The organism is Sphingobium sp. TKS, from assembly GCF_001563265.1.
Classification (GTDB): Bacteria; Pseudomonadota; Alphaproteobacteria; order Sphingomonadales; family Sphingomonadaceae; genus Sphingobium.
Genome location: NZ_CP005083.1, coordinates 3511153 through 3536487, shown reverse-complemented (window position 1 = coordinate 3536487; position 25335 = coordinate 3511153). Strand labels below are relative to the sequence as shown.

Annotated in this window: 24 protein-coding genes, 1 tRNA gene and 1 pseudogene; 11 read left to right on the top strand and 15 right to left on the bottom strand. The window is 62.8% G+C overall.

Annotated features, from left to right (window positions below; genetic code table 11):
* Positions 1-48 precede the first annotated feature (48 nt).
* The 3 genes from K426_RS17480 to K426_RS17470 are packed head-to-tail and all read right to left on the bottom strand — an operon-like array spanning position 49 to position 2144.
* The gene (locus K426_RS17480) at positions 49-447 is read right to left on the bottom strand and encodes a DUF2141 domain-containing protein (protein WP_066561944.1); all 399 of its coding nucleotides are present in this window, start codon (positions 445-447) and stop codon (positions 49-51) included.
* A 35-nt stretch (positions 448-482) separates the two neighbouring features.
* Positions 483-1208 (bottom strand): sterol desaturase family protein, encoded by a 726-nt coding sequence (locus K426_RS17475; RefSeq protein WP_066561946.1) that lies wholly within the window; start codon positions 1206-1208, stop codon positions 483-485.
* Between the two features lie 45 nt (positions 1209-1253).
* The gene (locus K426_RS17470) at positions 1254-2144 is read right to left on the bottom strand and encodes a prephenate dehydratase (RefSeq protein WP_066559813.1); all 891 of its coding nucleotides are present in this window, start codon (positions 2142-2144) and stop codon (positions 1254-1256) included.
* A 188-nt stretch (positions 2145-2332) separates the two neighbouring features.
* Between K426_RS17470 and K426_RS17465 the strand changes: the two genes are divergently transcribed.
* Both K426_RS17465 and K426_RS17460 read left to right on the top strand, forming a co-directional pair.
* A complete protein-coding gene (locus K426_RS17465; RefSeq protein WP_066559810.1) occupies positions 2333-2968 on the top strand; it encodes a c-type cytochrome in 636 nt (211 codons plus the stop codon).
* 89 nt (positions 2969-3057) lie between these two features.
* Positions 3058-3507 (top strand): annotated as a pseudogene (locus tag K426_RS17460) (GNAT family N-acetyltransferase); the annotation flags it as partial.
* 22 nt (positions 3508-3529) lie between these two features.
* Here K426_RS17460 and K426_RS17455 read toward each other — a convergent pair.
* Entirely contained in the window at positions 3530-4339 is an 810-nt protein-coding gene (locus K426_RS17455; RefSeq protein ID WP_066559808.1) for a kinase, read from the bottom strand.
* Positions 4340-4341: 2 nt separating this feature from the next.
* On the bottom strand, positions 4342-5658 hold the full coding sequence (locus tag K426_RS17450) for a hemolysin family protein (RefSeq protein WP_066559806.1): 1317 nt from the start codon (positions 5656-5658) through the stop codon (positions 4342-4344).
* A 153-nt stretch (positions 5659-5811) separates the two neighbouring features.
* On the opposite strand from K426_RS17450, the gene K426_RS17445 reads away from it, so the two are divergent.
* On the top strand, positions 5812-6492 hold the full coding sequence (locus K426_RS17445; protein WP_066561943.1) for an OmpA family protein: 681 nt from the start codon (positions 5812-5814) through the stop codon (positions 6490-6492).
* Between the two features lie 87 nt (positions 6493-6579).
* Here K426_RS17445 and K426_RS17440 read toward each other — a convergent pair whose 3' ends face one another.
* From K426_RS17440 to K426_RS17425, 4 genes are all read right to left on the bottom strand, one after another.
* Entirely contained in the window at positions 6580-7452 is an 873-nt protein-coding gene (locus K426_RS17440) for an FAD:protein FMN transferase (protein WP_066559803.1), read from the bottom strand.
* 101 nt (positions 7453-7553) lie between these two features.
* Complete coding sequence (locus K426_RS17435) at positions 7554-8438, bottom strand: DUF4198 domain-containing protein (RefSeq protein WP_082748678.1); 885 nt, start codon at positions 8436-8438, stop codon at positions 7554-7556.
* A 75-nt stretch (positions 8439-8513) separates the two neighbouring features.
* Positions 8514-9044: a DUF2271 domain-containing protein gene (locus K426_RS17430; RefSeq protein WP_066559799.1), complete on the bottom strand. Its 531-nt coding sequence runs from the start codon at positions 9042-9044 to the stop codon at positions 8514-8516.
* Between the two features lie 17 nt (positions 9045-9061).
* Positions 9062-9718: a PepSY-associated TM helix domain-containing protein gene (locus tag K426_RS17425; protein ID WP_066559796.1), complete on the bottom strand. Its 657-nt coding sequence runs from the start codon at positions 9716-9718 to the stop codon at positions 9062-9064.
* 257 nt (positions 9719-9975) lie between these two features.
* On the opposite strand from K426_RS17425, the gene K426_RS17420 reads away from it, so the two are divergent.
* On the top strand, positions 9976-10941 hold the full coding sequence (locus K426_RS17420; RefSeq protein WP_066559793.1) for an MlaA family lipoprotein: 966 nt from the start codon (positions 9976-9978) through the stop codon (positions 10939-10941).
* A gap of 45 nt (positions 10942-10986) precedes the next feature.
* On the opposite strand, the gene K426_RS17415 is transcribed toward K426_RS17420, so the two are convergent.
* Both K426_RS17415 and K426_RS17410 read right to left on the bottom strand, forming a co-directional pair.
* A complete protein-coding gene (locus tag K426_RS17415; RefSeq protein WP_066559791.1) occupies positions 10987-15642 on the bottom strand; it encodes an NAD-glutamate dehydrogenase in 4656 nt (1551 codons plus the stop codon).
* A 373-nt stretch (positions 15643-16015) separates the two neighbouring features.
* Positions 16016-17287 carry a PAS domain-containing protein gene (locus K426_RS17410; RefSeq protein WP_066559788.1) on the bottom strand — a complete coding sequence of 424 codons (1272 nt, stop codon included), beginning with the start codon at positions 17285-17287 and terminating at the stop codon, positions 16016-16018.
* A 182-nt stretch (positions 17288-17469) separates the two neighbouring features.
* Between K426_RS17410 and K426_RS17405 the strand changes: the two genes are divergently transcribed.
* Positions 17470-17545: transfer RNA gene (locus tag K426_RS17405), tRNA-Thr, on the top strand.
* A 170-nt stretch (positions 17546-17715) separates the two neighbouring features.
* Here K426_RS17405 and K426_RS17400 read toward each other — a convergent pair.
* The 4 genes from K426_RS17400 to K426_RS17385 form a co-directional block, all read right to left on the bottom strand.
* On the bottom strand, positions 17716-18078 hold the full coding sequence (locus K426_RS17400) for an HNH endonuclease (protein WP_066559772.1): 363 nt from the start codon (positions 18076-18078) through the stop codon (positions 17716-17718).
* Between the two features lie 190 nt (positions 18079-18268).
* A complete protein-coding gene (locus K426_RS17395) occupies positions 18269-19015 on the bottom strand; it encodes a hypothetical protein (RefSeq protein ID WP_145907421.1) in 747 nt (248 codons plus the stop codon).
* Positions 19016-19111: 96 nt separating this feature from the next.
* Positions 19112-19486 carry a hypothetical protein gene (locus tag K426_RS31420; RefSeq protein ID WP_145907419.1) on the bottom strand — a complete coding sequence of 125 codons (375 nt, stop codon included), beginning with the start codon at positions 19484-19486 and terminating at the stop codon, positions 19112-19114.
* Positions 19483-19851 (bottom strand): PH domain-containing protein, encoded by a 369-nt coding sequence (locus K426_RS17385; protein ID WP_066561938.1) that lies wholly within the window; start codon positions 19849-19851, stop codon positions 19483-19485. Before K426_RS17385 ends, K426_RS31420 begins: the two co-directional genes overlap by 4 nt.
* Before the next feature lie 479 nt (positions 19852-20330).
* Here K426_RS17385 and K426_RS17380 point away from each other — a divergent pair, with 479 nt between their 5' ends.
* From K426_RS17380 to K426_RS17355, 6 genes are all read left to right on the top strand, one after another.
* Entirely contained in the window at positions 20331-20858 is a 528-nt protein-coding gene (locus K426_RS17380) for a DUF4352 domain-containing protein (protein ID WP_066559755.1), read from the top strand.
* A 10-nt stretch (positions 20859-20868) separates the two neighbouring features.
* Positions 20869-21105: a hypothetical protein gene (locus K426_RS17375; protein WP_066559752.1), complete on the top strand. Its 237-nt coding sequence runs from the start codon at positions 20869-20871 to the stop codon at positions 21103-21105.
* A gap of 209 nt (positions 21106-21314) precedes the next feature.
* Positions 21315-21659, top strand: a complete 345-nt coding sequence (locus K426_RS17370) for a hypothetical protein (RefSeq protein ID WP_066559750.1) — start codon at positions 21315-21317, stop codon at positions 21657-21659.
* A gap of 68 nt (positions 21660-21727) precedes the next feature.
* Complete coding sequence (locus tag K426_RS17365) at positions 21728-22126, top strand: hypothetical protein (protein ID WP_066559748.1); 399 nt, start codon at positions 21728-21730, stop codon at positions 22124-22126.
* A gap of 373 nt (positions 22127-22499) precedes the next feature.
* On the top strand, positions 22500-23840 hold the full coding sequence (locus K426_RS17360) for a VapE domain-containing protein (RefSeq protein ID WP_066559747.1): 1341 nt from the start codon (positions 22500-22502) through the stop codon (positions 23838-23840).
* Positions 23841-24105: 265 nt separating this feature from the next.
* Entirely contained in the window at positions 24106-25278 is a 1173-nt protein-coding gene (locus K426_RS17355) for a tyrosine-type recombinase/integrase (RefSeq protein ID WP_066559746.1), read from the top strand.
* Positions 25279-25335: the final 57 nt, after the last annotated feature.

The following is a 25335-nucleotide window of genomic DNA, read 5'->3' as shown; positions in this document are numbered from 1 at the left end:
TGGTCGAGTCGGCATGATCGGCCAAAATCAGCGCATATTTGCCTCGCCCTAAAGGAAATATTTGACCTTTATATCCTGCCGCACCGCAGTCCCCGCCATGGCGAACTGCGCAGAGCGGAAGCTGGGCGCGCCGAAACGGATCGCCGGATTGCGCGAAAAACCGACCCCTTCACGCGGAATGCCTGCGAAGGTGTCCAGCTTCCCATTGCCATTTTCGTCGTGAATGATGGCAATGGCATAGGTTCCCGGCTCCATCCGCCCCAGCGCGATGGCGCCGGACGTCACCGGCACGGTGAAATGCCGTCCCTCGGGATCGTCGCGGCAATCGGGAAAATGCGCTGCCTGCCGCGTGACGCAGATCAGGAAATCGCCCTTGACCGATCGCAAGCCCCGCACGTCCAAGCTGAGCGGCTGCGCCTGGTCGGGGGGAGCGGCGCCCGCCATCATTGCCGCCGCGACGATCGTCAACCCTGCCTTGATTCTCACGTCGCCTCCTCGAAGCTGCCCAATCCCCTGTCGGTCCCGCACAGCCGGTCCCAGAAGCGGAAATAGAGCCCATAATTGCACGCATATTGCTCATGATGCCGCTGATGATGACTGGCGGTGATCAGCCAGCGCCCGGCTGGACCCTGCACCATCCAATGGGGAAACATTTCCCACCCCATATGGTTGCTGACGCCCATCACGGTCATGATCGTCAACACCACGCCCAGCGCGGCCACATGGATCGGAATCAGGAACAGCAGCGCCGGGATCACGACCGCGCCGGTCAGCGCTTCCCAGGGGTGGAAGCTCATCGCGGCCCAGGCCGTCGGCGGGCGGCTGGCATGATGCACGGCATGGGCGATCCGGAACGGCCGGGGCCGGTGCATCCAGCGATGCGTCCAGTAGAACCAGGCGTCATGCGCGGCGAGATAGAGCAGCACGGACAGCGGCAGATACCAGAGCGGTAAGGCGTGAACGTCGGTATAGACCCGCGTCCAGCCATGCGCCTGCCAACCCCAGGCGACCACGCCCGCAGGCACGCCATAGATCAGCGCGGACGCCAGCGACCAGGTGATTTCCCGCCGGATCTGCTGGTGCAGCCCGGCATAAAGGCCCGGCTTGCGATAGCGGGTCGCCAGCGCGAAAGCCCCGCTGGCCAGCAAATAGCGCACGCCCACGATCATGCTCATGGCCAGGGTGGACAGAAAGATGGTGGCAGGCATGGCGCTGACCTTAGGCAGTCCGAAGCCCGCCGTCACCCACAGGCTTCAGGTGCGGGGGCGCGCCTGCCGATAGCTGCCGAGTATCCGCACCCATTTGGTATGGAATTCCAACTCCGCCAGCGCCCGGTCGATCGCCGGATCGCCCGGCATCCCCTCGATGTCGCAATAGAATTCCGTCGCGGCGAAGCTCGCGCCCCGCTGATAGCTTTCCAGCTTGGTCATGTTGACGCCGTTGGTGGCAAAGCCGCCCATCGCCTTGTAGAGCGCGGCCGGAATATTCTTCACCTCGAACAGGAAGGTGGTCATAACCGGGCCAACCCCTGCCGCCGGCATTTTCGGCTCGCGCGAGAGGACCAGGAAGCGCGTCATATTGTCGTCGCTATCCTCGATATTCTCCGCCACCAGGCGCAGGCCATAGAGTTCCGCCGCCAGATAGGGCGCGATCGCGCCTTCGCCCGCCACTCTGGTTTCCGCGACCAGCGCCGCCGCGCCCGCCGTATCGGCATAGGAAACCGGCTGAATGCCCCGCTCGCGCAGATAATGGCGGCACTGGCCCAGCGCCTGCGGATGGCTGACCGCGCTCGTCACCGGCGCGATATCGGCCGCCATCAGGCAGTGCCGGATGCGCAGGAAATATTCGTCGATGATGTGCAGCCCGGATTCGGGCAGCAGGAAATGCATGTCGGCCACGCGCCCATGCAGGCTGTTCTCGATCGGAATGATCGCCCGCGCCGCACGTCCTTCCCGCACCGCATCGATCGCATCCTCGAACGCAAAGCAGGGCAGGGGCACGCAATCGGGCGCATAATCCAGCGCGGCGAGATGCGAATTGGCGCCCGGCGCGCCCTGAAAGGCGACCGCGCGCGCGGGATCGACGGCGGCCTTTGCGGCGAGGTCCGCGACCAGATCGCGGGCGGGGGCGGGATAATTTTCCATGGGCGCTAGCGCGCTTATTCGCTTCATCGTGCCCGCGCAAGCATCCTGTCTGGATGCAAAGCCATGAAAAAGCGTGCGCGATCCCTCTCAACCCCGCTTGCGCGTTCGCACTTGCGCCATTATGGCAGCGCGCTAGAGGGGACGCGACAACCAGCGGCCAGAATAGAAATCCAGGGGAATTCGAGCGAATGGGCGATCGTTTCAACACCGCTGCCGGTTGGGCTTTGTTCGCGGGTATCATCGCATTGGGCGGTGCCATCGTCAGTTCCAAATTCTTCCATGAGGAACGGCCCGAGAAATTGGGCTACGCCATCGAAGGCGTCGAGGCGGAAGGCACGGGCGGCGCGGCGAGCGGTCCCGGCCTCAACACCCTGCTCGCCAGCGCGGATGTCGCGGCGGGCGAAAAGATATTCGCCAAGTGCGCGGCCTGCCACACCGTCAACCAGGGCGGCGCCAACGGCATCGGCCCGAACCTTTATGCCACGGTCGGGGAACCGATCGGCCAGGGCAAGGCCGGCTTCGCCTTCTCCGAAGCGCTCAAGAGCAAGGGCGGCAACTGGACTTTCGAGAGCCTGGATCACTGGCTGACTTCCCCGCGTGAATTCGCGGCTGGCACCAAGATGACCTTCGCGGGCCTGGGCAATCCTGCCGATCGCGCGAATCTGATCGCCTGGCTGAACACCCAGGGTTCGAACCTGCCGCTGCCCGCCGCCGATGCGGCTCCGGCTGCTGCCGGCGACAATGCCGCAGCGGTGGAGGGCGGCAATGCCGCTGCGTCCAACGTGGCCGAGGCTCCCGCCGCCAAAGCCGCCACGGGCAAGTAAAAGCTGACCGGCGACCCCGTTCGGGTCGAGGATCTGACGGGCGCGGCCCTGCTGGCCGCGCTTATGAGCGCGATTATCTCACCGCCTATGCGAACAGCCCGGGCGCGCTGATCGCCGGCGCTTTTGCGGGCAATCGGCTGGTCGGCGCCGCCACTGCCGCTCCCATGGCCGACCATGCCGCCGAATTCGCCGCCCCCTTTCGGACATGCGGCATGGACATCGGCCAAATCTATTATTTTGGCGAATCGGTGCTGCTGCCCGACTGGCGAGGGCGCGGCATCGGCCACGCCTTTTTCGACCGGCGCGAAGCCAAGGCACGGGAACTGGGTTTCGCCATGACCAGCTTCTGCGCTGTCGTCCGTCCACCGGATCACCTGGCCCGCCCCACCGGCTATGCGCCGCTCGATCCCTTCTGGCGGGCCCGCGGCTATGCCCCGGCTGAGGGGCTGGTCGGCCATTTTGATTGGAAAGATCTGGGCGAGCCCACCGAAACCAGCCATCCCATGCAATTCTGGGTCAAGTCCCTCGGCATGGATTGACCGGCCGCCGCACGGAGCTTCGTCAGACTCGCGTGCCGCCGATCCCCGTCACCCGCCGCGCCGCGTCGAGCGCGATCGCCAAGTCCGCCCGGCCCGGCATCTCCACCAGCATATGCCGGGTCAGCCGCTCATAATGCTGGATGAAGCGCGCCACTTCCGCATCGGACATGCCACCCGCCGCCGCCTTTCGCAGACCATGCTCCTGCTGGGTTCGCCAGCGCCGTACCACCTCGAAGCCCGGCGCGGCCAGCATCACCAGCCGGTCGAGCCGCCCGAACAGGGTCTGATAATCGCCCGCCAACGCCCGATTCACAAAAGCGCGCCAGACACCGTCCGCATCCTCTTCCCGCTCCAGGGCATTGACCGGCGCCGCAAGCTCCGATGCCTCCTGAGGTCGCGCACCCACGCACCAGCCTTCCAGCAACAGGAGCCGCGTCCCCGCCGCCGCCCGTTCCCACCGCGCCTCTGGCAAGCGGTCATCCGACGCCTTGTCAAAGCGCGGCAACAACGCCGCCTCGCCGCGCTCCAGCGCTTCGATCACCTGCAATCCCAACGCCACGTCATGCGTCCCCGGCACCCCCCGCGTGCGCAGTAGCGGATGCACGGCCCTGGCCAGAGCCTCCCGCTCCGCCCGCGTACGATACAGATCGTCGATCGAGAGGATCGCCGCTGGAACCCCGTCCTGCGCGAGCCGCGTCCGCAATCCGTCCGCCAGGGTCGATTTGCCGCTGCCCTGCGCCCCGCACAGCCCGATCACCAGCAGCCGGTCACCGCGCTCCGCCAGCGCCCGCCGCACCAGTTCGTCGACCGCATCCAGCGCCTCATGCGCCATTGCTAGCGCGCCGCGATCAGCAGCTTGTCGATCTTGCGCCCGTCCATATCCACAATCTCGAATCGCCAGCCCTGATCGTCGATGAAATCGCCCACTTCGGGCAAGCGCTTGAGCAGCCACAGCGCATGGCCTGCGACCGTCGCATAATCTCGATCATCCGGCAGGTCGATGCCGATCCGCTCGGCCAGCAGGTCGACCGCCATCTGGCCCGACACCAGCAGGCTGCCATCCTCTCGTTCGACCAGATCGGGTTCATCCTCGCTGCCCAGATCGGACACGAAATGCCCGGCGATGGCGGACAGCAGGTCGGCGGGCGTCGCAATCCCCTCGAAATGCCCATATTCGTCATGGACCATGACCATCGGCACTTCGGCGCGGCGCAGCACTTCCAGAGCGTCCATGGCGTCGACCTGGTCGGGCACGATCTCCACCTTGCGCATCAGCGTTTCCAGGTTCAGCCCTTCGCCCCGGAACAGCGCCGTCATGATGTCGCGCGCCTGCACGACGCCGATGATGTCCTCCACCGTGCCCCGGCCCACCGGCAGTCGTGTGTGCGGCGTATCGAGCAACTTGGCGCGAATCGCCTCCTCATCGGCATGGATGTCGATCCAGTCGACATCCATGCGCTGCGTCATCACCTCGCGCACCGGGCGGTCGGCCAGCCGCACCACGCCGGAGATGATGGCGCGCTCGCTTTCCTCGATCACGCCGGACTTGCTCGCTTCGGCCACGATCAGATGCAGTTCCTCCGCCGTCACATGATGTTCCGATTCGCGGGTCATTCTGAGCAGGCGGAAGATCAGCGCGCTCGACCTGTCCAGTAGCCAGACGATGGGAGCGGTGATCCGCGCGAGCCACAGCATCGGCGCCGCCATCACCACGGCGATCGGTTCCGGTGCGCGCAGGGCGAACTGTTTGGGCACCAGCTCACCGATGATCAGCGAGGCATAGGTGGTGAGCCCGATCACCAGCGCGAAGCCGATATTTTCCGAGACATTGGCCGACAGGCCCAGCACCTGCAACCGCTCGCCCGTCGGTCCGCCCAGGCTGGAGCCCGAATAGGCGCCCGCGACGATGCCGATCAACGTGATGCCGATCTGAACGGTGGAGAGGAACTTGCCCGGATCGGCCTGCGCCGCGAGGGCGGAGCGCGCGCCGCGCCGTCCCGCTTTCTCCATCGCCTGAAGGCGCGGCTTGCGGGCGGACACGATAGCCAGTTCCGACATGGCGAAAACGCCATTCAGCGCGACAAGCGCCAGAATGATGACGAGGTCGACCCAGGGAAAGGGCGTCGGAGCGTGCGGGGGGATATTGGCCATGGCGGTCAAGGGCCACCTATAACCTTGATTCTTACAATTTCACAACCGTTCCATCAGCCACAGTTCAGTTCGCTTGTGGAACAAATGCTCCGTCTCGACCATTGGGGATGCATCCGTCGCTTGTCGGACGCACAAAAAAAGGGAATTGAATCCATGCGGAATTTTCATCGCATCATCGGCGCGGCCGGGCTGGCCGCCATGCTGGCCACCACCGCCTGCACCACCGATCCCAACACCGGCAACCGCACCATTTCCAAGGCCGCGATCGGCGGCATCGGCGGCGCGCTGGGCGGCTATTTGCTGGGCGATCTGGTCGGTGGGCGGCATGACCGCACCGAAAAGATATTGGGCGCGGGCATCGGCGCGGTCGCGGGCGCGGGCATCGGCGCCTATATGGACGCGCAGGAAAAGAAATTGCGGGAAGAAACCGCCGGCAGCGGCGTGGACGTGATCCGCGATGGCGACAATCTGGTGCTGCGCATGCCGTCGGGCATCACCTTCGCCACCGACAGCTCCGCCGTGCAGCCGCAGTTCCAGCCGACGCTGAACGATGTGTCATCGGTGCTGGCGCAATATCCCAAGACCTATATCGACGTATACGGCCATACGGACAGCGACGGCACCGACGCCTATAACCAGAGCCTGTCGGAACGGCGCGCGCAGGCTGTGGGCGATTATCTGACGACTCACGGCGTCCAGTCGGCGCGCATCGCGACGCGCGGCTTTGGTGAGACCCAGCCGATCGCCTCCAACGCGACGGCGGAAGGCAAGGCGTCGAACCGCCGGGTCGAAATCAAGATTGCTCCGGTGACGGAGCAGGATGTGCGGAGCTGAGGCTGACCCAGAACTGCAATGGGCCATTCCAAGACATTCCCTCTCCCGCGTGCGGGAGGGGGCGTGTCTGAAATCCACCCAATCCAGTCACTCCAACATGGCGGCGAGGGCGGGGGTCATATATTCCTGCCCTCCGGATGCCGTCCGCTGCATCAGGCAGGCGGCGATGCCCTGGCGCGTTGCGAGGGCCATGCCCCGGTCTTGGCCCAATATCATGATCGCGGTAGCCCAGGCGTCCGCCAGCATCGCGCTTTCGTGGAGGACCGTGACGGAAGCGACATCGTTTGCGATCGGGGCGCCGGTCTTGGGGTCTATGCTGTGCGAGAGGCGGGTGCCGTCCACCTCGCGGAAGCGGCGATAGTCGCCGGAGGTCGCGACCGACAGGCCGCATAGCGCAATGCGCAGCGTGGGCAGGGACAGGCCGGGAGGGGCTTCCACATCGACCCACCAGGGCTGGAGGGCGGGCTTGACGCCCTGTCCCCGCAATTCGCCGCCAATCTCTATGAGGAAATGCGCGGCGCCGAGGCCTTGCAGGGCCATCGCCACGGCATCCACCGCAAAGCCCTTGGCAATGCCGGAAAAGTCCAGTGTCACGTCGGCGGTGCGGCGGGCGCGGTCGCCCTCTACCTCGATCGCGGTCCATGGCGCGGGGTGGTTGGGCGCGGCGGACAGACCTGTGAGGCCGTCTGGCCCGAAGCCCCATCTCGCGACGAGGCGGCCCACCGCCGGATCGAACGCTCCGCCGGACAGCCGCGCCATGTCCAGCCCTGCGCGCAGCACGGTCATCATGTCGGCAGGTAAGGGCACCCATTGGCCGACCGGCGCGGCGTTGAAGCGGCTGATGGCGGAATCCGCTTCCCAATTGCTCATTTGCGTGATGACGCGGTTCAGCACTGCCTCGATCGCCATCGCGCTGCCCGGCGGCGCATCGACGATGCGGGCCGACCAGCTTGTGCCCATGGTCGGCCCGCCGAAGTCGCTGATCCGGCCCAGCCCTTTCCTTGGCCCGAAGGCGTCGGGCGACAGGCCGGGCGGGATGGCGATGCGGATGGGGGTGGGGGTCAGCCCTGCACCTCGACCGTCATGGCATAGGTGGCGCGGTCCTGCGGCGGACCCATGGGGCGCGGGGCGCCTTCGCCTGCGGGATTGGCCTGGCTCTGCGGATTGCCAGCGCCAGGGTTTTCGCCCGGACCGCGCCGTCCGCCGGTGCTGAGGCTGATCCAATACATGCCTGCTTCCGGCCAGGTGAACGTCACCTTGCCCTGCCCATCGGTCTTGGCATCCATCTGCTTGAGGTCGGAGCGATAGCGGATGCCGCCGGGGATGGCGACCACGTCCAGCCCGGCGGCCGGCTTGCCGTTGAGCAGGAACTGGAAGGTGGCCGCTTCGCCCACGGCAAGATCGTTGGGATGGGTGACGGGCACCATTTCCAACCCCTTGCCGGTCGTGGCGAAGACCTTCCGGTCCGGTTCGCCTGCCGTCACGAAGGTCTCGATGCGCGTCGTTGCGGTCGCGGTCTGCACTTCCGTCGCGCCCTGCGGCACGGCGGTCGCCAGTGTGACGGCAGTGGTGCCGCGCGGCAGCATCTTGCGCTCGCCGTTCAGCATATAGCTGCCCATCAGCATCTCGTTGGTGATGGCGATCTTGTACGTGCCCTTGGCCTTGATGCCGAGGTCGAAGGTCTGGCGCAGCTTGCCGATGGTGCGATTCTCGACCTGCGCCGTGCTGCCGTCGGGGGCGGTGACGACCGGCTGCCAGTCCTGGCCCGGATGGTCGAAATAATAAAGATCGCTGGAAATGGCGGCGTCGACCGTCAGCCATTCATTGCCCGATCCTGCGAACATGGTTTCGGACGGCAGCATCCAGGGGCGCGCGGCACCTGCCATTTGCGGCAGGGTGAAAGCGGTGGCGGCGGCGAGCAGCAGGAGCTTGCGGAATTTGGTCATCGGCTTATCTCCTTGGGATATCTCGAATAATTTAAGCCGTATTCCTGCCTGCGCAGGAACACGGAGGAGGCAGGCTTAACGTGACAGGACGGCGCTGACCGCGCCCAGTTCGAACTTGCCTGTGGCGCTGCCTTTGCCCCCTGCGACGGTCACGTTGAGCGGCACCCGCACCAGTTCGCGGCCGCCATTTTCGCGGGCGGCCTCCACCACCACCGTATATTTGCCAGGCGTCAGCGTCGGCATGCCGCCCTTGCCGACGGTGAAGCTGAGCTTATGGGTGCCGGGCGCGCGGGTGGCGCCGGATATGCCGTCGGCGGGCAAGGTCAGCGATCGGCCCGAGGCGCGCCACCACATGCGAATGTCGCGCAGCCATTTGGCGCCACCATTGTTGCGCTTGTCGACATCGTAGAGCACCGACAGGGTGCGGGCGGGCGCGCCCTCCTTCTCCAGCCAGATCGCCACATAGGGGCGGTGATATTCGGCCACCGACAAGCGGGGCAGGGTGAGCGTGACGTCCAGCGTCTGCGCGGTCGCGGGAGCGGCGAGGGCGGTGGCCGCGCCCAATGCCGCGCCGCCGGTCAGGACGATCTTGTGGCTGATCTGCATGAGGTGAAAATTCCCGCTTAATGGATGAAGATGATGGCGAGGATCGCCGGAATGGCGAGGCCCATGGCGACCAGCGGCCAGGTGGTCGGGCGCTTCCTGGCATGGAGCCACAGCAGTAGCAGGCCGGTGAGCGCAAAGAGGAAGCAGGCGACGGCGAAGATGTCGATGAACCATTTCCACGCCTCGCCCGCATTGCGGCCTTTGTGCAGATCGTTCAAATAGCTGATCCACCCCCGGCTGGTCGCTTCGCTGGTGACTTCGCCGCTATGCCGGTCGATCGACACCCAGCCGTCGCCGCCAGGGCGAGGCAGGGCGAGATAGACCTCATCCGCCGACCATTCCGCTTCGCCCTTGCCGCTTTGGCCGATCTGCTTTTCGATCCACTGCGCGACGGGGGCGGGAAGGGGCTTCTTGGCGTCGGGCGTGTCGGAGACCGCATCATCCGGAGCGACCCGTTTCAAGAGGACGGGCGGCAAAGTGGCGGATTTGGTGACCGTCTGCGGCGAACCCTCCACATCGGCGGCGTGGTTCAGCGTGATGCCGGTGAAGGCGAACAGCAGCAGGCCGATCAGGCTGATGGCGGAACTCACCCAATGCCAGGTGTGAAGCTGTTTCAGCCAGAAGGCCTTGGGGCTCTTCTTCTTGTTCGGCTGAGCGCGGACGGGGGCGTGCATCGGGAGCGGGACGAGTCCTGTAGGGGATGAGGCTGGCGGCATAACGCGAACGACTCGCAATTGCAAACCTGCCGCTGTGCCAAAATTGTATCAAAATGTACGATGCGAAGCCGGATCGTTGCCGGGCGGCGGCGGCTGGCTGGGGGTTGCGGCGTCCTGCTATTGACGGGTGGCGCCATCCCAACTAGCCGCCTTTGAAACGGGGGTGACATGAAAACGTCATCGGTTCCGATGGCTTACCCGCAAAGGACGAACATATGCTGACGCCAGCCATTGCCGCTGGAATGTTGATGATGGGTGCGCAAGCGGAGGCGGCCGGTGCGTCGCAACCCGCGACACCCGTTGCGACGCAGGCGACCGAAGCAGGGTCCAGTCCGCAGGCCGCTCCGCAAGTGCTGGTCGTGCCACCGCCGCCGGTGATGCCGAACCTGCCCGGCACCGGCAACCAGCCTGCCGTTCCGGCGGCGCGGACGGGCGACATCATCGTCACCGGTCGCACGACTCCGCCGCCGGGCGACCCGATGGAACGGCTCAACATGAAGAGTTTCGAGACGGTACAGGCGGTCGACAAGGCCGTCGTGGAGCCGGTCGCCAAGGCCTATAACAAGGGTCTGCCCAAGCCGGTGCGAAAGGGGTTCCGCAACTTCTTCTCCAACCTGCAGGAGCCTGTGGTGTTCCTGGCCTATATGCTCCAGTTCAAACCGGGCAAGGCGATGGAGACGGTCGGGCGCTTCACCGTCAACACGACGCTGGGCGTGGCCGGGCTGTTCGACGTGGCGAAACGCAAGCCCTTCTTCCTGCCCTACCGGCCCAATGGGCTTGCCAATGTGCTGGGCTATTATGGCGTGGGGCCGGGGCCTTACATGTATCTGCCGATTATCGGGCCGACGACGCTGCGCGACGTTATCGGGGATACGGTGGACAAGATGATCGTGCCCTTCGCGATCGGCAAGCCGTTCAACGAGCCCAAATATGTGATCCCGGCGACGATCCTGAACCAGTTGGGCCAGCGCGCTGCCTTTGACGAGACGATCCAGCAGATCCGCGATGAGGAAAACCCTTATGCCTTCTATCGCGAGCTGTATCTGAACCAGCGCAAGGCCGAGATCGAGGCGCTGCATGGACGCAAGCCCGAGCAACCTGTGGTGCCGGTCTATGGGCCGGGGTTGGGCAAGGTCACGCCGCAGGATGTGATTGAGGGAACGGCGGACGCGCCGCAATAATCCGGCAAGCCGTCATTCCCGCTTTCGCGGGAATGACGGGCAGTTTTACCTTCCCAACAACCCGCGCGCCTGACCGGCGATTTCGGCCAGCATCGCGACATTGGGCGTCGCCGCGGCCTTGGCGCGGTGGACGAGGGCGCGGAATTGCTGGATTCGGGCGCCTTTTTCCTTCAGCCATTCTTCGACATGATGGCCGATGTCCTTGCCCTTGCCCAGGGCAAGGAAATCGAGCCGGACCTGCTGCATGTCGCGCGCCACGCCGGAGATCAGCAGCCGCTCCCACGGATCGGACGGCTCCATGCGCGCTGCGGTGGACTGGACCCAATCGATGCCGACCGCTTCGCCCAGATGGGTGAAGGCGCGGGTGAGGGCGACCTCATCGACCGACAGGCGCCCCGCCAGCGCGGCGATGCCGACCGCGCCGTCCAGCTTGAACAGCCCTGCGGTGCGGCGAGCGAGTTCTGCCGGCGCACCGAGCGACAGCAAGCGATCCGTCACAGCCGTAACGCGGCGCAGCGCTTCGCTGGTGAGCAGGTCGTCCACTTGCTTCGCCAGCTTGCCCACGCCCTTGGCCAGCGCGGCATGACCTGCCTGCGGAAGCGTGCCGGAGGACAGGCTGCGCAATATGTCCGCGATCTGCGCCCGCATGCCGCTGGCGATGTCACCGAACAGGGCGAGGCGCGCGGCTTCGGACATCTCTGCCGCGTCGATATCGTCCCATAGCCGGTGGATGTCGTACAGCCGCTCCGCGATCAGGAAGGCGCTGGCCAGATCCGCCAGCGAGCAGCCCTCCTCCTCCGTCAATTCGAACGGATGGATAAGGCCGAGGCGGTTGACGATGCGGTTCGCGACCTTGGTGGCGATGATTTCCTTCTTCAGCGCATGGGCCGCGATGGCGTCGGCTTCCTTCTTCCGCATCGCGGGGGGGAAGGCGGCGGCGAGTTCGCCGTCCATGCTGGCGTCGGTGGCGAGATCGCCATGCTCGATCGCGTCCTGCAAGGCGAGCTTGGCCGTCGACAGCAGCACCGCCAGTTCCGGGCGGGTGAGGCCAAGTCCATCCTGCCCGCGTCGCAGCAACTGGTCGTTGGCGGCGAGACCCTCAACCTGGCGATCCAGCCGGCCTGATTCTTCGAAGGTTTCGATCAGGCGCACATAGCTGGCAAGGTCGGCGGCGCCGCCCGCCTCCGCGATGGAGAGGCCCAGCGCCTGGAGCCGGTTGTCCTCCAGCACGATGTCGGCCACCGCGTCGGTCATGCTGACCAGCAGCTTGTTGCGATCATCGAAGGGCAGGCGGCCTTCCGCCATTTCCTTGTTGAGCGCGATCTTGATGTTCACCTCATTGTCCGAGCAGTCGACGCCCGCGCTATTGTCGATGAAGTCGGTGTTGATCCGGCCACCACGCAGGGAGAAGGCGATGCGCGCGGCCTGGGTGGTGCCCAGATTCGCGCCTTCGCCCACCACCTTCACGCGCAATTGTTCGGCATTGACGCGCAGGCGGTCGTTGGCCGGGTCAGCGACGTCGCCATGGCTCTGCGCGGCGGCCTTCACATAGGTGCCGATGCCGCCGAACCAGAGCAGGTCGTTGGGGCTTTTCAAGATCGCGGCGATGAGCGCGGTCGGCTCCATGTCCGTGTCGGTGACGCCCAATATGGCCTGCACTTCCGGGGTCAGCGATATGCTTTTCAGACTGCGCGAGAAGACGCCGCCGCCCTTGGAGATCAGCTTCTTGTCATAGTCGTCCCAGCTAGACCGGGGGAGCTGGAACAGGCGGTTGCGTTCATTCCACGACCTAGCCGGATCGGGTTCGGGGTCGAGGAAGATGTGGCGATGATCGAAGGCGGCGACCAGCTTGATCGCTTTCGACAGCAGCATGCCGTTGCCGAACACGTCGCCCGACATGTCGCCGCAGCCGACGACGCGCACCGGCTCGCTCTGCACATCGACGCCCATTTCCGCGAAATGGCGCTTCACGCTGATCCACGCGCCCTTGGCGGTGATGCCCATCGCCTTATGGTCATAACCGTTGGAGCCGCCGCTGGCGAAGGCGTCGCCCAGCCAGAAATTCCGCTCCAATGCGATGGCGTTGGCGACGTCGGAGAAGGTCGCCGTGCCCTTGTCGGCGGCGACGACGAAATAGGGATCGTCGCCGTCATGGATGACGACCTGCGCGGGATGCTTGACCTTGCCCTTGTCGATATTGTCGGTGACGGAGAGCAGCGAACGGATGAAGATGCGATAGCTTTCCGTGCCCTCCGCGAACCAGGCGTCGCGGTCGGTCTGCGGGCTGGGGAGCTGCTTGGGATAGAAGCCGCCCTTGGCGCCCGTCGGCACGATGACGGCGTTCTTGACGCGCTGCGCCTTCATCAGCCCCAGTATCTCGGTGCGGAAGTCGTCACGCCGGTCGGACCAGCGCAGCCCGCCGCGCGCCACTGGCCCGGCGCGCAGATGGATGCCCTCGACACGGGGGCTGTAGACCCAGATTTCTCGCCACGGCAGTGGTGCAGGCAGGCCGGGGATCAGAGCGCTGTTGAGCTTGAACGCCAGCGCTTCCTGCGCCGCGGGGGCGTAGAAATTGGTGCGCAGCGTCGCGGTGATGACGGCGCGCAGCAGGCGCAGCACGCGGTCCTCATCGATCGCGGTGACCTTTTCGAGGCCTTCGTCAATGGCGGTCTGCGCGGCCTGGGCGCGGGCCGCGCCATCCTTCGCATCGGGGTCATGCAGCGCTTCGAACAGTTCGATGAGCTGGCGGGCGATGACCTGTTCGCGCCGCAGCGTTTCGGCAAAGGTCGCCATACCGTAGGCCATGCCGGTCTGGCGCAGATAGCGGAAGAGCGCGCGCAGCAGCACGACCGATCGCTGGTCGAGGCCGGCGGTCACGATCAGTTCGTTGAAACGGTCATTTTCCGCCACGCCTTCGGTGACCTGCGCAATGGCTTCGGTGACGATGTCGGCACGGGCGATCACCGCATCGGCATTGCCGCCCGCGGGCAGTTCCAGGACGAAGCGCTGGACATGGCCGAGCGTGCCGCCCTCCACCGCCGTCATCATCTCGTCGATCACGCGGAAACCGAAATTCTCGAAGGCAGGCACCACTTCGGAAAGCGCGATGGCGTCATGGCTGTAGAGTTTGAGCCGCAGCCGTTCGGGCGCGTCGTCTCCATTTCGGTAGATGCGGATCGACTTGTCGCCGGGACCGGACAGGCCATGGAGCAGACGGATGTCGGTCGCCGCCTCGACCGGACCCGCGCCATTGCGATAGCCCATGGGGAAACCAGGCGCGTAGCGTTGCGCGAGCGTCGCCGCGCGGCCCGCCTCCTCGCCGTCGGCCAGCGCTTCCTCCACGGCGGGCAGCCAGCCGCGCACCATCTGCTTCAACTGCCGGTCGAGCGGTTGTTCGTCCGGCACCATGCCTTCGCCGCGCAGGTCGAGCGTGATGCGCAGCAAAGCGAGGCCGCTTTCCTCCAGCGCAATCGACCAGCTCAACACCGGGCCGTTGCAGGCCTGGGACAGCATGTCCTGCACCGCCACGCGCCGGGCCGTGGTCAGCTCCTCGCGCGGCAGCCAGGCGAAGGCGTAGAGATGGCGGGCGAGCGCGCTTGTCCCCAGCACCAGCTTCGGGCGCGGCCGGTCGGTCAGCGACATGAAGGTCAGCACCAGCCGTTCCAGCGTCTCGCGGTCGAAACCGATAAGAATATCATGGGGCAGGGCGGTCAGCGCATGGGTCAGCACCTTGCCCGCATGGCCGTGCGGATCGAAATTGAACTTGTCCATCAGCGCCGACAGCGCGGATCGCAGCAGCGGCACCTTGTCCGGCGTCGTCGCCAGCCCCGCGCTGGTCCACATGCCGGCGTGGATGGACAGGGCGGTGACCTGCTTGCCCTCCCGCACGGGGACGACGATCAGGTCCAGCAGCACCGGGCGGTGGACGCGGGAGAGGCGATTGGACTTGATGATCAGCGGCGTGCGCTTGCCTTCCTCGAACCAGGTGAAGGCGGCCTCGATCGTGGCGGGGGCCAGCAGCGGCTGGTCGTGCAGGCCGCAGATGCCGATGCGCACATCTGCCTTGCCGCCGCGGTCGCGGCGTTCATGGCCGATCTGGGTGAAATGGCGGGCGAGGAACCAGCGGAGCAGCGCCGCGCCTTCCTCATCGGGCACGGCGTCGGCATCGGCGGCCATCGCCTCGCGCATTTTCGGCCAGTCGGTGACGGCGGCGCGGACATCGGCCAACGTGCCTTCCAGCGCCTTTTCCAGCGCCCGGCGAGCCTTGGCGTCGGCGCGGTCCGCCTCGATATAGATCATCGATTCCCGGCGCGCGCCGGCGGCGTCATCCTTCAATATCGCCTTCAAATGACCCTGGGCGTCACGTTCGACAGAAAGGACGGGATGCAGCAGGCGGTGGATGATGATGTCGGCGGCGGCCAGCGCATTGGCGATGCTATCCACCAGAAAGGGCATGTCGTCATTGACGATGGCGATCCGCATGAAGCGCCCCGTCGCCCCTTCGCCCAGCGTCTCCATGGCGATGGCGACATGGCCGGGGCGGCGGGTCGCGGCGGCGCGCGCTATGAAGCCGGCGGCCTCCAGCATCGCGTCCTGATCGAAGCCTTCACTCTCGCCCGGGAGCGCGCCGCGTGCCAGCGCCGCTTCCAGCGCGTCGTGAATGCTGTGGTCAACCTGCCTCGATTCAGCCAATGCCGTCATGCGCTTGCCTCTTACCCGCGGGATTTGTTCCCGCTTCTTGTGAACGGAGAAGGCGCCGGAGAACCGCCACGCGACTTCTCAAACCGATGCCATCCACTATGCGCCACTGCGTCTTGAGGCTCAACCCAGGGTGAGAAATAAAGTTACTTAAAGTTGTAACAATATGATGCAGCGCAGCATGGGGGACGAACGTCCCGGAGGATAATGCACGGAATCGGACCATGATCCCGTTCTGTCAATCCGGCGCGGCGGTTTCTGCCGATAAAAGAGGTTTGGGCCGTGATTAAGGCGTGTTCTATTCGAATGGCAATATCTTCGTTCCGCTGCGGAGGCAGGAGCACGGGCCAAAGGTTGGACGTGGGTTTGGGGAACCCTAACTCGCCGCGGCGATGATCGCGCGCTGGCTGAGATCCGACCCTTCCGGTAGGGCGCCGACAATGGCGAGCGATCCGTCCTTCTCGCGCCGGGCGATGACCACGGCCAGGCCGTCGCCATCGGTGGCGACCGCGTAGGGGTCCAGCACGGCGGCGGCCTTCATCGCGGCGCGGGCGGTCTGCTGGCGGTCTGGCTTGGCTGGGCCGTCGGTGCGGCGCTGGGCGCGCTCGTCGCGGACCAGGGCTTTGAGGCCGCCATCATAATGTGCGAGATAGTCGCCAAAGGCGCCAAGCTGGATGCCGTTCGCGCGGGCATGATCCAGCGCGGTCGCATATTCGGTGATGCGCGTCTTGTCGTAGCTGGAGCCGAAGACCAGCTTCACCACAGCGGTCATCGGAGCGCGTGCCTGAACCTTGAGGCCGCTATTTTCCAGCAGCTCAGCATATTCCTCCGGCCGGGCAATGGTGACCAGCGCGAAGTCGTAGCTGAGGCCGATGGCGCGGTAGAGCGCGGCATGGCTGCGCGCTTCGCTGGTGCGGGCCTGCTCCGCGCTGTCGCGCGCGAGGGCGAGCCAGTCGGCCAACGGGGCGTCCTCATCCGGGCTTTCCATGCCGGTGAGGTCGAGCGTGTCGAAATCGTCGGCGGCTGGACCGTCGGCCCAGATCGGCGCGACCGGCGGCGCGGCAGGGCTGGCGAGCAGGGCGGCTTCCACCTCCCGGTCGATTTCCGCGGTGACGGCCTGGCTGGCCGCTTCCTTCCAGTTGATGACGCCGAAGACGAAATCGATCGTCTCGTCATCGGAGGAGAAGGGCATCAATATGCCGCGATAGAGAATTTCCGCGCCGCGTTGATTGACGAAGCCCGCCTCGAAGCCGATCGGCGCGGCGTTGGCGATGATCTGGAGATAATGATCGGTCAGCCGCGACAGCAGCGAGCGCGAAGGGACATCGTTGATATATTGAATCTGCCCTTCGATCTCGCACTCCTCGCGCAGCGCGGTGCCGAGATAGACGATGGCGGGATTTTCAAGGCCCGTGCTGAAGTCGAGCAGGACGCTGTACGGGCCGAAATCCTCCAGATCCTCCGGCGCCAGATCCTCGATCGAGGGCAAGCTGCGGTCGCCCAGCAGCGACGCCCAATAATTATAGGCGCGCACTTGCATCCGGCGCTCGTCGGAGCCGACGAGGGGCGGCGTTTCGATCGCTGCGTCGTCGGCAGGACCGAAATCATCCTCGTCATCCGCGACTTCATGCCCCCGCAGAGTGTCCATCAATCGGTCCTTAGCCCAGGTAAAAGCTTTTCCTTCAGACTCGACAGTGCCACGGGATGGTAAACAGGCCGTAAAGGCGGGGCGAAATGATGGTCCGATGCGGTTTGATGAGGGATGGGACGGGTGAATCGCATTTGTCGGCTTGTCCTCCAGCCCAAGCACTGTTATCTGCCCGCCCCAACGCCGCTTTAGCTCAGTCGGTAGAGCATCGCATTCGTAATGCGAGGGTCGGAGGTTCGAGTCCTCTAGGCGGCACCATTCCTTCAGTAGGAAATCCCTGAAAAACCTAGCGAAAGTGCCTTTCGGCTTATGGCCGAGAGGTTGTCTTGTTTATGTGCCTTTTGGCATTGATCCTGTGGGTTCCTAGTGGGTGAAGCGTGGGGCGTAATGGGGAGCGTTGCGAACGCCCAGCTGCAGGCGCTTTGGCATCATGATTCGGCGGAATTGAAGGAAGGACCGCGCAGTTGTAAGCCGTGCCATCGTCCATGCGCCAGCCGAATTCGGACGCGCTTCATGAATTCGGCAGGCTCCAAGGCCGTCTGCGCACGATGCCGTTGCCAGTTGCAGTAGTGGCAGGCGGCAACGATGTTTGCCTCCCTATCTTTTCCGCCTTCCGACCGTGCGATGAGGTGTTCAGCAGTGGCGCGAAGGAAGGCGGCCCGCTTGGCTGAAAGGCGATATTTCTTGGCAAATCGGGTGACATTCTCCAGCCACATCGGTTGCTCACAATAATAGCAGCAGCCAGCCTGAGCCTTGACTTGGTTCTGTCGAATTTTTTGCAGCTTGGTCATTGAGTTCTCGCTTCGCCGGTGAGGGTGAAAACGGAACGCAACGGCTATATGGAGCCGCCCCTAAGGCAGAAGCTGTTGCTCGCGTTCGTGGCAACTGGTTTGTCGCCCCGTGGTCCTTAGCGGAATGGCTACTGCCTTTTCCGATAGTTATCCTATGTGATCTTTCTGGCCACCGCAAGAGGACTGCGCTTCACCATCCAAGTGCGGTGCGAATGTGGTTCGCAGTATAAGCGATGCCTTCGTCGTCATGGCGCAGGACATGCGGCCCTTGCCCGCTCAAATGCGGTATGATCGCAAGTGGAGCGACACCGGCTGATGTGAAATATACGCCCTTGCTGACGCCGTTGGCGCTGACCCAATTGTGGCGTTCAGGCATTTCATTGACGCCAACGACTTTCAAGAAATCACTGCGGTTGCCAAGGCCGCTGCCGATGATGAGCTTGGGCCGACATTTTTCTATCCATGCCCGCATGATGGAGAAGCGGGCCTCCCGCATTTGTGTATAGTATGCCTCTTTGGTAGCGCAGCCGGTGCGGGCGGCAGCTTCCTCGCTCCATGTGGCGACTTCGCTGAATTGCTCAAGAAAGAGGTTGCCCTTCAAATAACCGGGCTGGCCGTTCTCGAAAATGCGCTCGCGTTGGGCAAAATCGACATGAGCCTCCAGCGGTTCACCCTTGAGGACGGTGAGGAGCTTGAATGCGTTGCGATTGAATATCCAGCCGCGCGCCAACTGGAAATCGACCGAATAACTTTCCTGGCCGGGCAATGTCTTGCCGGAATTTTCATGCGCTTGGTCGGCCCGGGAGTTGCCGGGTTCAATTCCGAAAAGCCAGATTGAGGGCCGTTCGGGCGAGCCGGGATCACCGCCATCACACCAATCTGGAAACACCTGCGGATTGCTGACTTCGTCCCAGTAAGCGCAAATTTCATCTGTCATTTCGGTGATCACTCAAACAAGCCGCACAAGGTTGATCCTTCGCAGCAGGGTCAATTTTCCATCTTATGACTTGGCAGCAAGCCCGAGCGCCCCTTCTCAGGCGATTTGGCAGGCGACCTTCAGGTGCTTGACCATCTTATCGTCCATGTCGCCGCTTTTCGTGCGCAGCTCGATGGTGGTGCCGCGATCGGATGCGATCAATGACACGATGATTTTCGGCGTATGACCATAGCCCAGCATATGGACGTTCCGCTCGCCGTCACGGATGGGGACCGGAACTGCACCACCAATTTGCGTAATGGCATCGGCGACGCAAAGCTCAAGGTCCACTGGCCGCTTTGGGCTGGAAAGTGTGGCGCGGACAGGCGTAGCCATCGTCTCGGTGATTTCGTGGGCGCTTCCCGCCGACGCGCAAGCGATGGCGGCGAAGATTGCTGCAAGTCGAGCTGTTCTCACTTTTTGCATCCTCAAAGAACGAAGCCTGCGATCAGGCGAGAAATCTCGGCTATGTCGGTCTGACCAGTGAATTCGAACTTCACCTTACCAAGGCCAGAAAACCAAAGTTCCAACTCGGCGTCGAGGTCGAAGGTGCCTGCTGTTTCGACGGAGAAGGCGACAACCTTGCTGTACGGAAGGGATGAAAAATCCCGTTTCTTGCCGGTTATGCCCTGCACATTGACCGCGATGATGCGCTTGTCGGTGAACACGACACCATCACGAATTCCTTTGAACGAACCGACGACCGTTTCGCCCTGAACCAAAAGCCTATCTACAGTGTGCCGATATTCTTCATTCGCCTTCAATTTGAAAATCGCACCGCTCTTGAAATCAATCATCCCATCCCCCTGAATCTGGACGGGATTAATTGTCCAGCTTGTGGCGGAGAGCAAGATGATTTTGTTCGGCCGGGAAACCATCGCGCGGCAATTTCAGTATCTTATATGAAGAGGCGATTTCAATCGCCTATTGCGAAGCTGCTCTAATCCAGCCAGAAAAGCTCTGCCTTCCGTGAAAGCCGGAGGGTGGGGCGTGGAAACCCCAACGAATGAACTCGGTCGCCAGAATACGGAGGCCGGGTGGCATGCGCGCATGTCCAGTCGGTTCGCCGATAAAGGCGCATGCGCCTGTACATTCGTCAGGTTTCCAACATCCGGCTTCGGCCGTCGCTCCAAGAGGTACATAGGGGTGACACGAGGTTGAAGCCTAAGGTCGCTCCGCAAACCGGGGCGAGACGTGGATCATCAGCAGCAATAGCGATCGCCTGTTCAGCCGCGCCCAGAAGGGTGCGGTTCAATTCTCATCTGAAGGAAATCCTATGAAGAAGATCGTGCCTTTATTGTGTCTGGCGGTCCTGTCTGCGTGCGACCAAGCCCCAACGCAACAACTCGACAACCCCGGGACCGTGATCAGTGACGTGCCTCCCGCCAAACCGTTGGCCATTGGTCAAACCGGCCAAGCCGAGGGCGTGGACCTGACGCTCAATTCCGTGAAGGTCACCAACCAAATCGGTATGGCTGGCGTCGGTCCCAAGTTGGGTGAGGGCGAAACCTATGTGGTCGCCAACTATCATCTGAAGAACACATCAAAGGAGCCGCTTAGCATATTCGAGTGGCCGAAACTGAATCTGGTTGACGCTGGAGGCGCAAGCTACGTGGCAGATGACACGGCAACAGCAATGGCAGCCGCAATGGCAACAGCAGAGTCGTCCATTTCCACTGATCTCAATCCCGGCGTCGGAACGAAGTGGGTCATGGTCTGGAAGATCGCAAAGAATGGCTTCGACAAGGCGACATGGAAGATCGTGGCCGACACCAGCCCGCAGCACATCTTTGCGCTCAAATGAGGTGGGAGCCATGCCGAAGGTCAAAAGCATTACACGCTTGCTTCCGTTGAGCGAATTCAAGCTGTTCGGCAGCCTTCTGTCTGCCACCAGCAAGATTGAAAAAAGCGTCAACAAGCAGATGGCGATCCACACTCAGATCAACAAGCTCTTTCAGGAAAATTTTGACGGAGCGTCGCCAGATGTACAAGCGCAAAACACACAGAAAATATTTGAACTGTTGGAAGAGCTTAAGGGTGTGGAAATGTAATGATGAAAGCAATAATCAGTCATTCATTATATGTCGCTCTATACTTTGGTTTGATAGGAATTGCTAACCTTTTGGCAATATACTTTGTCACCGTATATGGAATTCCACTCCTGCTAAAGATGCTGTTTTAAGCAGCGTCACTAGCAAGAATTTAGCCCCTGCGGACATGCTCCGTGGGGGCTTTCTTTTTGTCCACGAAGGATACCCCTATGATCATTCTTCAACATGCCGACGCCTATCACGGCGATCTGGCCGATGTGCGGAATGCCCGGCTGGATCAGCTGGGCGAATACAGCGATCTTGCCACCTTCATCGTCGTAGAGCCGGGCGACCGGCCGGGAGATATTCAGCCTGATCCCACAATCAACCTCGTTGACGGCCTCGCCTTCGGGCATCCCGATTTCGTCCCAAGCTTCGAGTTCTGCGAGCGGCATCAGGGCGGCTGGGAGCTTTGCTTCATTCTGTCCGACGATGGGTTCGGCCATATCATCTTGATCCCTGACCGTGACGGCATCGATCCCACGCTTTTGGCTCTCTGCCGTCAATACGGCTGAGTCACCCACCATCACCAGTCGCAAGCGGCGTCCCTCGTGGGCGCTATTTTTATGTCTGGAGAAATCTCATGCTCTCTTTCCACGACCGCGCATCGCTGCGCCATGCCCTTACCCGCTCGCTGCGAGTTGACCTAAAGGATCTGCTGCACAAGCGCATTCATCAGATTCTCGATGACGGGCTGGCCGACCTGACGCATTTGCTGGTGATCGAGGCGAGCGATACCGAAGCCATGGTGCGCGAGGAAGTCGCCTTTTCACCGCTGGAGGTTGAAGGCGTCCGATACGGCTCACCCGGCTTCATTCATCAGTGGGACTGGCTGGAAGATCACGGCGGCTGGTTCGAGCTGATCTTCTGTGTCGGCAATGACGGCTTCGCCTTTGTCCTGTTGGTGCAGGATGAGCCGGGGAGCGGCTGGCCGGAGTTGCGCGCCGCGTGCCGCCGGGAGGTGGGGGGAGGGGGGCGGTGAATGCAACTTTCCCCGGCCGGTGAGGGGCGACACGAAAAAATTCATCAACCCTCTTGAAGTGTTCTTTGCTCAGGCCTATCTGCCGTCTCCCTTGCGGCGGTGAGCTTTCAGCATCACCGGCATCGCTGCAGGCTCGAAAACATACTACTTCTTCTAACCCATCGGGTTCCGGTCCAGTCCAAGTGAACTGACGGAAGAAGTGTATCTATAGTATGCCGGGCCTCATCTCCCCTTGCTATTAAATCGACTGTGACCTCGGCTTGTCGGGGTCATTTGTCGTGCCTTCCCTGCCTGTTCCTGGACTGACTACGCTAGATCGCCTGACGGGAGCGCTGCTCTCGTTTCGGTGAACTCTCAAAGTCCGGAGTTCCGCATGAATGAAGTGAAGAAGTCAGCGCCGCAGCTGAATGCAGCACAGCGCAAATCAAGTCCCGAACCAAAGGAAATTATCCCAGAACCACGGAAAGTTCTGACCTTTCCCGATGAGCAGCTCAGGGAAGGCAGTGTTCCCTGCACCATTGCAAATGTTGGTGCGCTGCTCGACGGCCATGGTATCGACGTCAAATATGACATGATGAAAAAGGAAGTCGTGGTTCGTATCCCAGGTCACAAGGGAACAACCGACAACGTCGCCGAAACATCACTGGCGCATGTCATGAGCTTGGCGACAAGCTATGGCATGTCCACCGCCAATGTGGCCCTGTACATGGACACCATTGCCGACGCGAATGCATATCATCCCTTTGCCGACTGGATAAAGGGCAAGGCATGGGACGGTATTGATCGCCTCGGCGAAATTTGCGCCACGATCGAGGTTGCCGACGACTACCCTGAACCTCTCCGCGATGAACTGATCCGCAGATGGCTGCTAAGCGTCGTCGCGGCTGTCCTTCTGCCGAACGGCTTTCACGGAAGGGGTGTCCTGACCCTCCAAGGCGCCCAAGGCATCGGCAAAACCAGCTGGCTGCGCCGCCTCATCAATGATCCGCACCTGCGCGATGCAGCCATCAAGGTGGATCACCATCTCGACCCCAGCAACAAGGATTCAGTCCTTGGTGCGATTAGACACGCAATTGTTGAACTGGGTGAAGTCGATTCATCGTTCAAGAAAGATATTGCTCGCCTGAAGGGCTTTATCACCGCCGACAAGGACAAGGTTCGCAGGCCTTACGCGAGACGCGAAGCTGAATATGCTCGTCGGACGGTGTTCATGGCGAGCGTCAACGAGGCCAACTTCCTTGTTGATTCGACCGGCAATACGCGCTGGTGGACGATCCGGGCGAAGCGGATCAACTACATGCATGACATCGACATGCAGCAGGTGTTCGCTCAGCTTGCCGTCGCCCTGGAGGGCGGCGCTGAGTGGTGGCTGGATAGCGTTCTTGAGCATGCGCTGGAACAGGAGAACCAGCAGCATCGCATGGCCAGTGTGGTCGAAGACCTCATGATGAGCGCGATCGATGCAGAGGCCGATGAGGAAGCCCGGCAGAAAGCCCGTGCCTTCACGGCGTCAGGCGCGCTGATCGCGATCGGGATTGAACGTCCGACCAATGCGCAGGCCAGGGAAGCGGGAACGATCCTTCGGCGACTGTTCGGGGAACCGAAGAGGATCAACGGCAGGGAGAAATGGCGCGTCCCGTTCCTTGGTGAAGAGGGCGTTCATCCTCTTCCAGATGACGTAGCGGATCGCCCAAACCGCAAGCCCATTTTCTAATAATTCCAGGATGATCGGGAGGGAAGGCGGATCGGATTTGAAGGCGTCGTCACTGGCCCCGAAAAGTTCGGTTTTCTGCTCCCCTCCCCCCACCACCGGCGACCCGGCTGCAGCAGCGGTGTGTCCCTGTCGGGGCGCAGCATTGAAACCAGCCAGTTTGCCAAAGCCAGGAGGCCCGACGCGGGCGTCCGGCTGCCTCACCCCCTCAACCGACCGGAGCCGCGCTGTGCGGCCCCTTGATCACCAAACATGGATTGGAACAGATATGCGTGCGAAAAAGACCTACAAACTGGATGCTGCTTTCTGCCGTGATGCGGAATGCATGAAAGAGCGGGGCCATACGGATTATTATGATTCCGCTATCACCGGCTTCGTTCTTGAAACGCGGCCATCCGGCGGGAAGACGTTTTGGCTCCGCTATAAGAACGCCGACGGAGAGCAGAAAGCGATACGGATCGCTCCCTACGGTGACATAACCGTGGATCAGGCCCGGAAGGAAGCCCAGCGACTTCGTTCGATAGTCGTGCTTGGCGGAGACCCGGCTGCGGAGCGCGACGAGAAGAGGGCGGTCCCGCCCTATTCGGTGCTGGCTGAACAGCATTTGGAGCATGCCAAGCTTCATGCCCGCAGCTTCACCACGATCGACGGGTATATGCGTCGGCACATCCTTCCCCGTTGGGGCAAGGCCAAGCTCACCAGCATCAAGCAGCAGGAGGTGGCGAAATGGCTTGCGGAGAAGGAGCAAGAAGGCCTTGCCCCCGCCACGGTCGAGAAAATCCGCATGATCTTCGGCCGGTCCTTCGAACTGGCGAAGCAGTGGGGCATGCCCGGCAGCGACAAGAACCCGGTCAGGGGCGTCCCGCGCAAGCCCTTCCAGAACGCCCGTGAGCGGTTCATAAATGCCGCTGAGGTCAAGCGCCTGATGAATGCGGCGGAGGCTTCTCTAAATCCGCAGCTGAAGCATATCATTGGGCTGCTGTTGCTGACCGGCGCACGGGTGTCGGAATTGCTGCATGCGGAATGGCGGCATGTCGATCTGGAGCGGCGGGTGTGGCTGATCCCCATGTCCAAGACCGGCAAGTCTCGGCACGTGCCTTTGTCCCAGCCCGCGCTGGATATTTTGCAAGCGGTGCCCCGGTTCGATAAGTGCCCCTACGTACTGCCGAACCCGGAAACGAAGAAGCCGTTCGTGACCATCAAGCATGCATGGCAGACGGCGCGTAAAGAGGCCGTGCTGCCTGACCTGAGGATTCATGATCTTCGCCACAGTGCGGCTAGTTTCATGATCAACGCGGGCATCGACCTGTTCGCCGTGGGACGGGTGCTCGGTCATGCCGATCACAAGAGCACGATGCGGTACAGCCACCTTGCCCACGACACGCTGCTGGCGGCTGTGGAAGCCGGTGCGAAGAAAATGCGGGGTTCGCCGCGCCTTTAAAACTTTCCTCCTGTCCATGTGCTGGCCTTGCGGCTGGTGCGTGGGCGGGGGCAATCC

Excerpts from the sequence above, each read along its gene's own strand:
- K426_RS17475 (WP_066561946.1), bottom strand. The coding sequence starts at position 1,208 with ATGCCTGCCACCATCTTTCTGTCCACCCTGGCCATGAGCATGATCGTG.
- K426_RS17360 (WP_066559747.1), top strand. The coding sequence starts at position 22,500 with ATGAATGAAGTGAAGAAGTCAGCGCCGCAGCTGAATGCAGCACAGCGC.
- K426_RS17425 (WP_066559796.1), bottom strand. The coding sequence starts at position 9,718 with ATGCACGCCCCCGTCCGCGCTCAGCCGAACAAGAAGAAGAGCCCCAAG.
- K426_RS17415 (WP_066559791.1), bottom strand. The coding sequence starts at position 15,642 with ATGACGGCATTGGCTGAATCGAGGCAGGTTGACCACAGCATTCACGAC.
- K426_RS17375 (WP_066559752.1), top strand. The coding sequence starts at position 20,869 with ATGCCGAAGGTCAAAAGCATTACACGCTTGCTTCCGTTGAGCGAATTC.
- K426_RS17470 (WP_066559813.1), bottom strand. The coding sequence starts at position 2,144 with ATGGAAAATTATCCCGCCCCCGCCCGCGATCTGGTCGCGGACCTCGCC.
- K426_RS17420 (WP_066559793.1), top strand. The coding sequence starts at position 9,976 with ATGCTGACGCCAGCCATTGCCGCTGGAATGTTGATGATGGGTGCGCAA.
- K426_RS17445 (WP_066561943.1), top strand. The coding sequence starts at position 5,812 with ATGCGGAATTTTCATCGCATCATCGGCGCGGCCGGGCTGGCCGCCATG.
- K426_RS17435 (WP_082748678.1), bottom strand. The coding sequence starts at position 8,438 with ATGACCAAATTCCGCAAGCTCCTGCTGCTCGCCGCCGCCACCGCTTTC.
- K426_RS17385 (WP_066561938.1), bottom strand. The coding sequence starts at position 19,851 with ATGATTGATTTCAAGAGCGGTGCGATTTTCAAATTGAAGGCGAATGAA.
- K426_RS17370 (WP_066559750.1), top strand. The coding sequence starts at position 21,315 with ATGATCATTCTTCAACATGCCGACGCCTATCACGGCGATCTGGCCGAT.
- K426_RS17480 (WP_066561944.1), bottom strand. The coding sequence starts at position 447 with ATGATGGCGGGCGCCGCTCCCCCCGACCAGGCGCAGCCGCTCAGCTTG.
- K426_RS17455 (WP_066559808.1), bottom strand. The coding sequence starts at position 4,339 with ATGGCGCATGAGGCGCTGGATGCGGTCGACGAACTGGTGCGGCGGGCG.
- K426_RS17440 (WP_066559803.1), bottom strand. The coding sequence starts at position 7,452 with ATGGGCACAAGCTGGTCGGCCCGCATCGTCGATGCGCCGCCGGGCAGC.
- K426_RS17410 (WP_066559788.1), bottom strand. The coding sequence starts at position 17,287 with ATGGACACTCTGCGGGGGCATGAAGTCGCGGATGACGAGGATGATTTC.
- K426_RS17380 (WP_066559755.1), top strand. The coding sequence starts at position 20,331 with ATGAAGAAGATCGTGCCTTTATTGTGTCTGGCGGTCCTGTCTGCGTGC.
- K426_RS17355 (WP_066559746.1), top strand. The coding sequence starts at position 24,106 with ATGCGTGCGAAAAAGACCTACAAACTGGATGCTGCTTTCTGCCGTGAT.
- K426_RS17395 (WP_145907421.1), bottom strand. The coding sequence starts at position 19,015 with ATGACAGATGAAATTTGCGCTTACTGGGACGAAGTCAGCAATCCGCAG.
- K426_RS17430 (WP_066559799.1), bottom strand. The coding sequence starts at position 9,044 with ATGCAGATCAGCCACAAGATCGTCCTGACCGGCGGCGCGGCATTGGGC.
- K426_RS17365 (WP_066559748.1), top strand. The coding sequence starts at position 21,728 with ATGCTCTCTTTCCACGACCGCGCATCGCTGCGCCATGCCCTTACCCGC.
- K426_RS17450 (WP_066559806.1), bottom strand. The coding sequence starts at position 5,658 with ATGGCCAATATCCCCCCGCACGCTCCGACGCCCTTTCCCTGGGTCGAC.
- K426_RS17400 (WP_066559772.1), bottom strand. The coding sequence starts at position 18,078 with ATGACCAAGCTGCAAAAAATTCGACAGAACCAAGTCAAGGCTCAGGCT.
- K426_RS17465 (WP_066559810.1), top strand. The coding sequence starts at position 2,333 with ATGGGCGATCGTTTCAACACCGCTGCCGGTTGGGCTTTGTTCGCGGGT.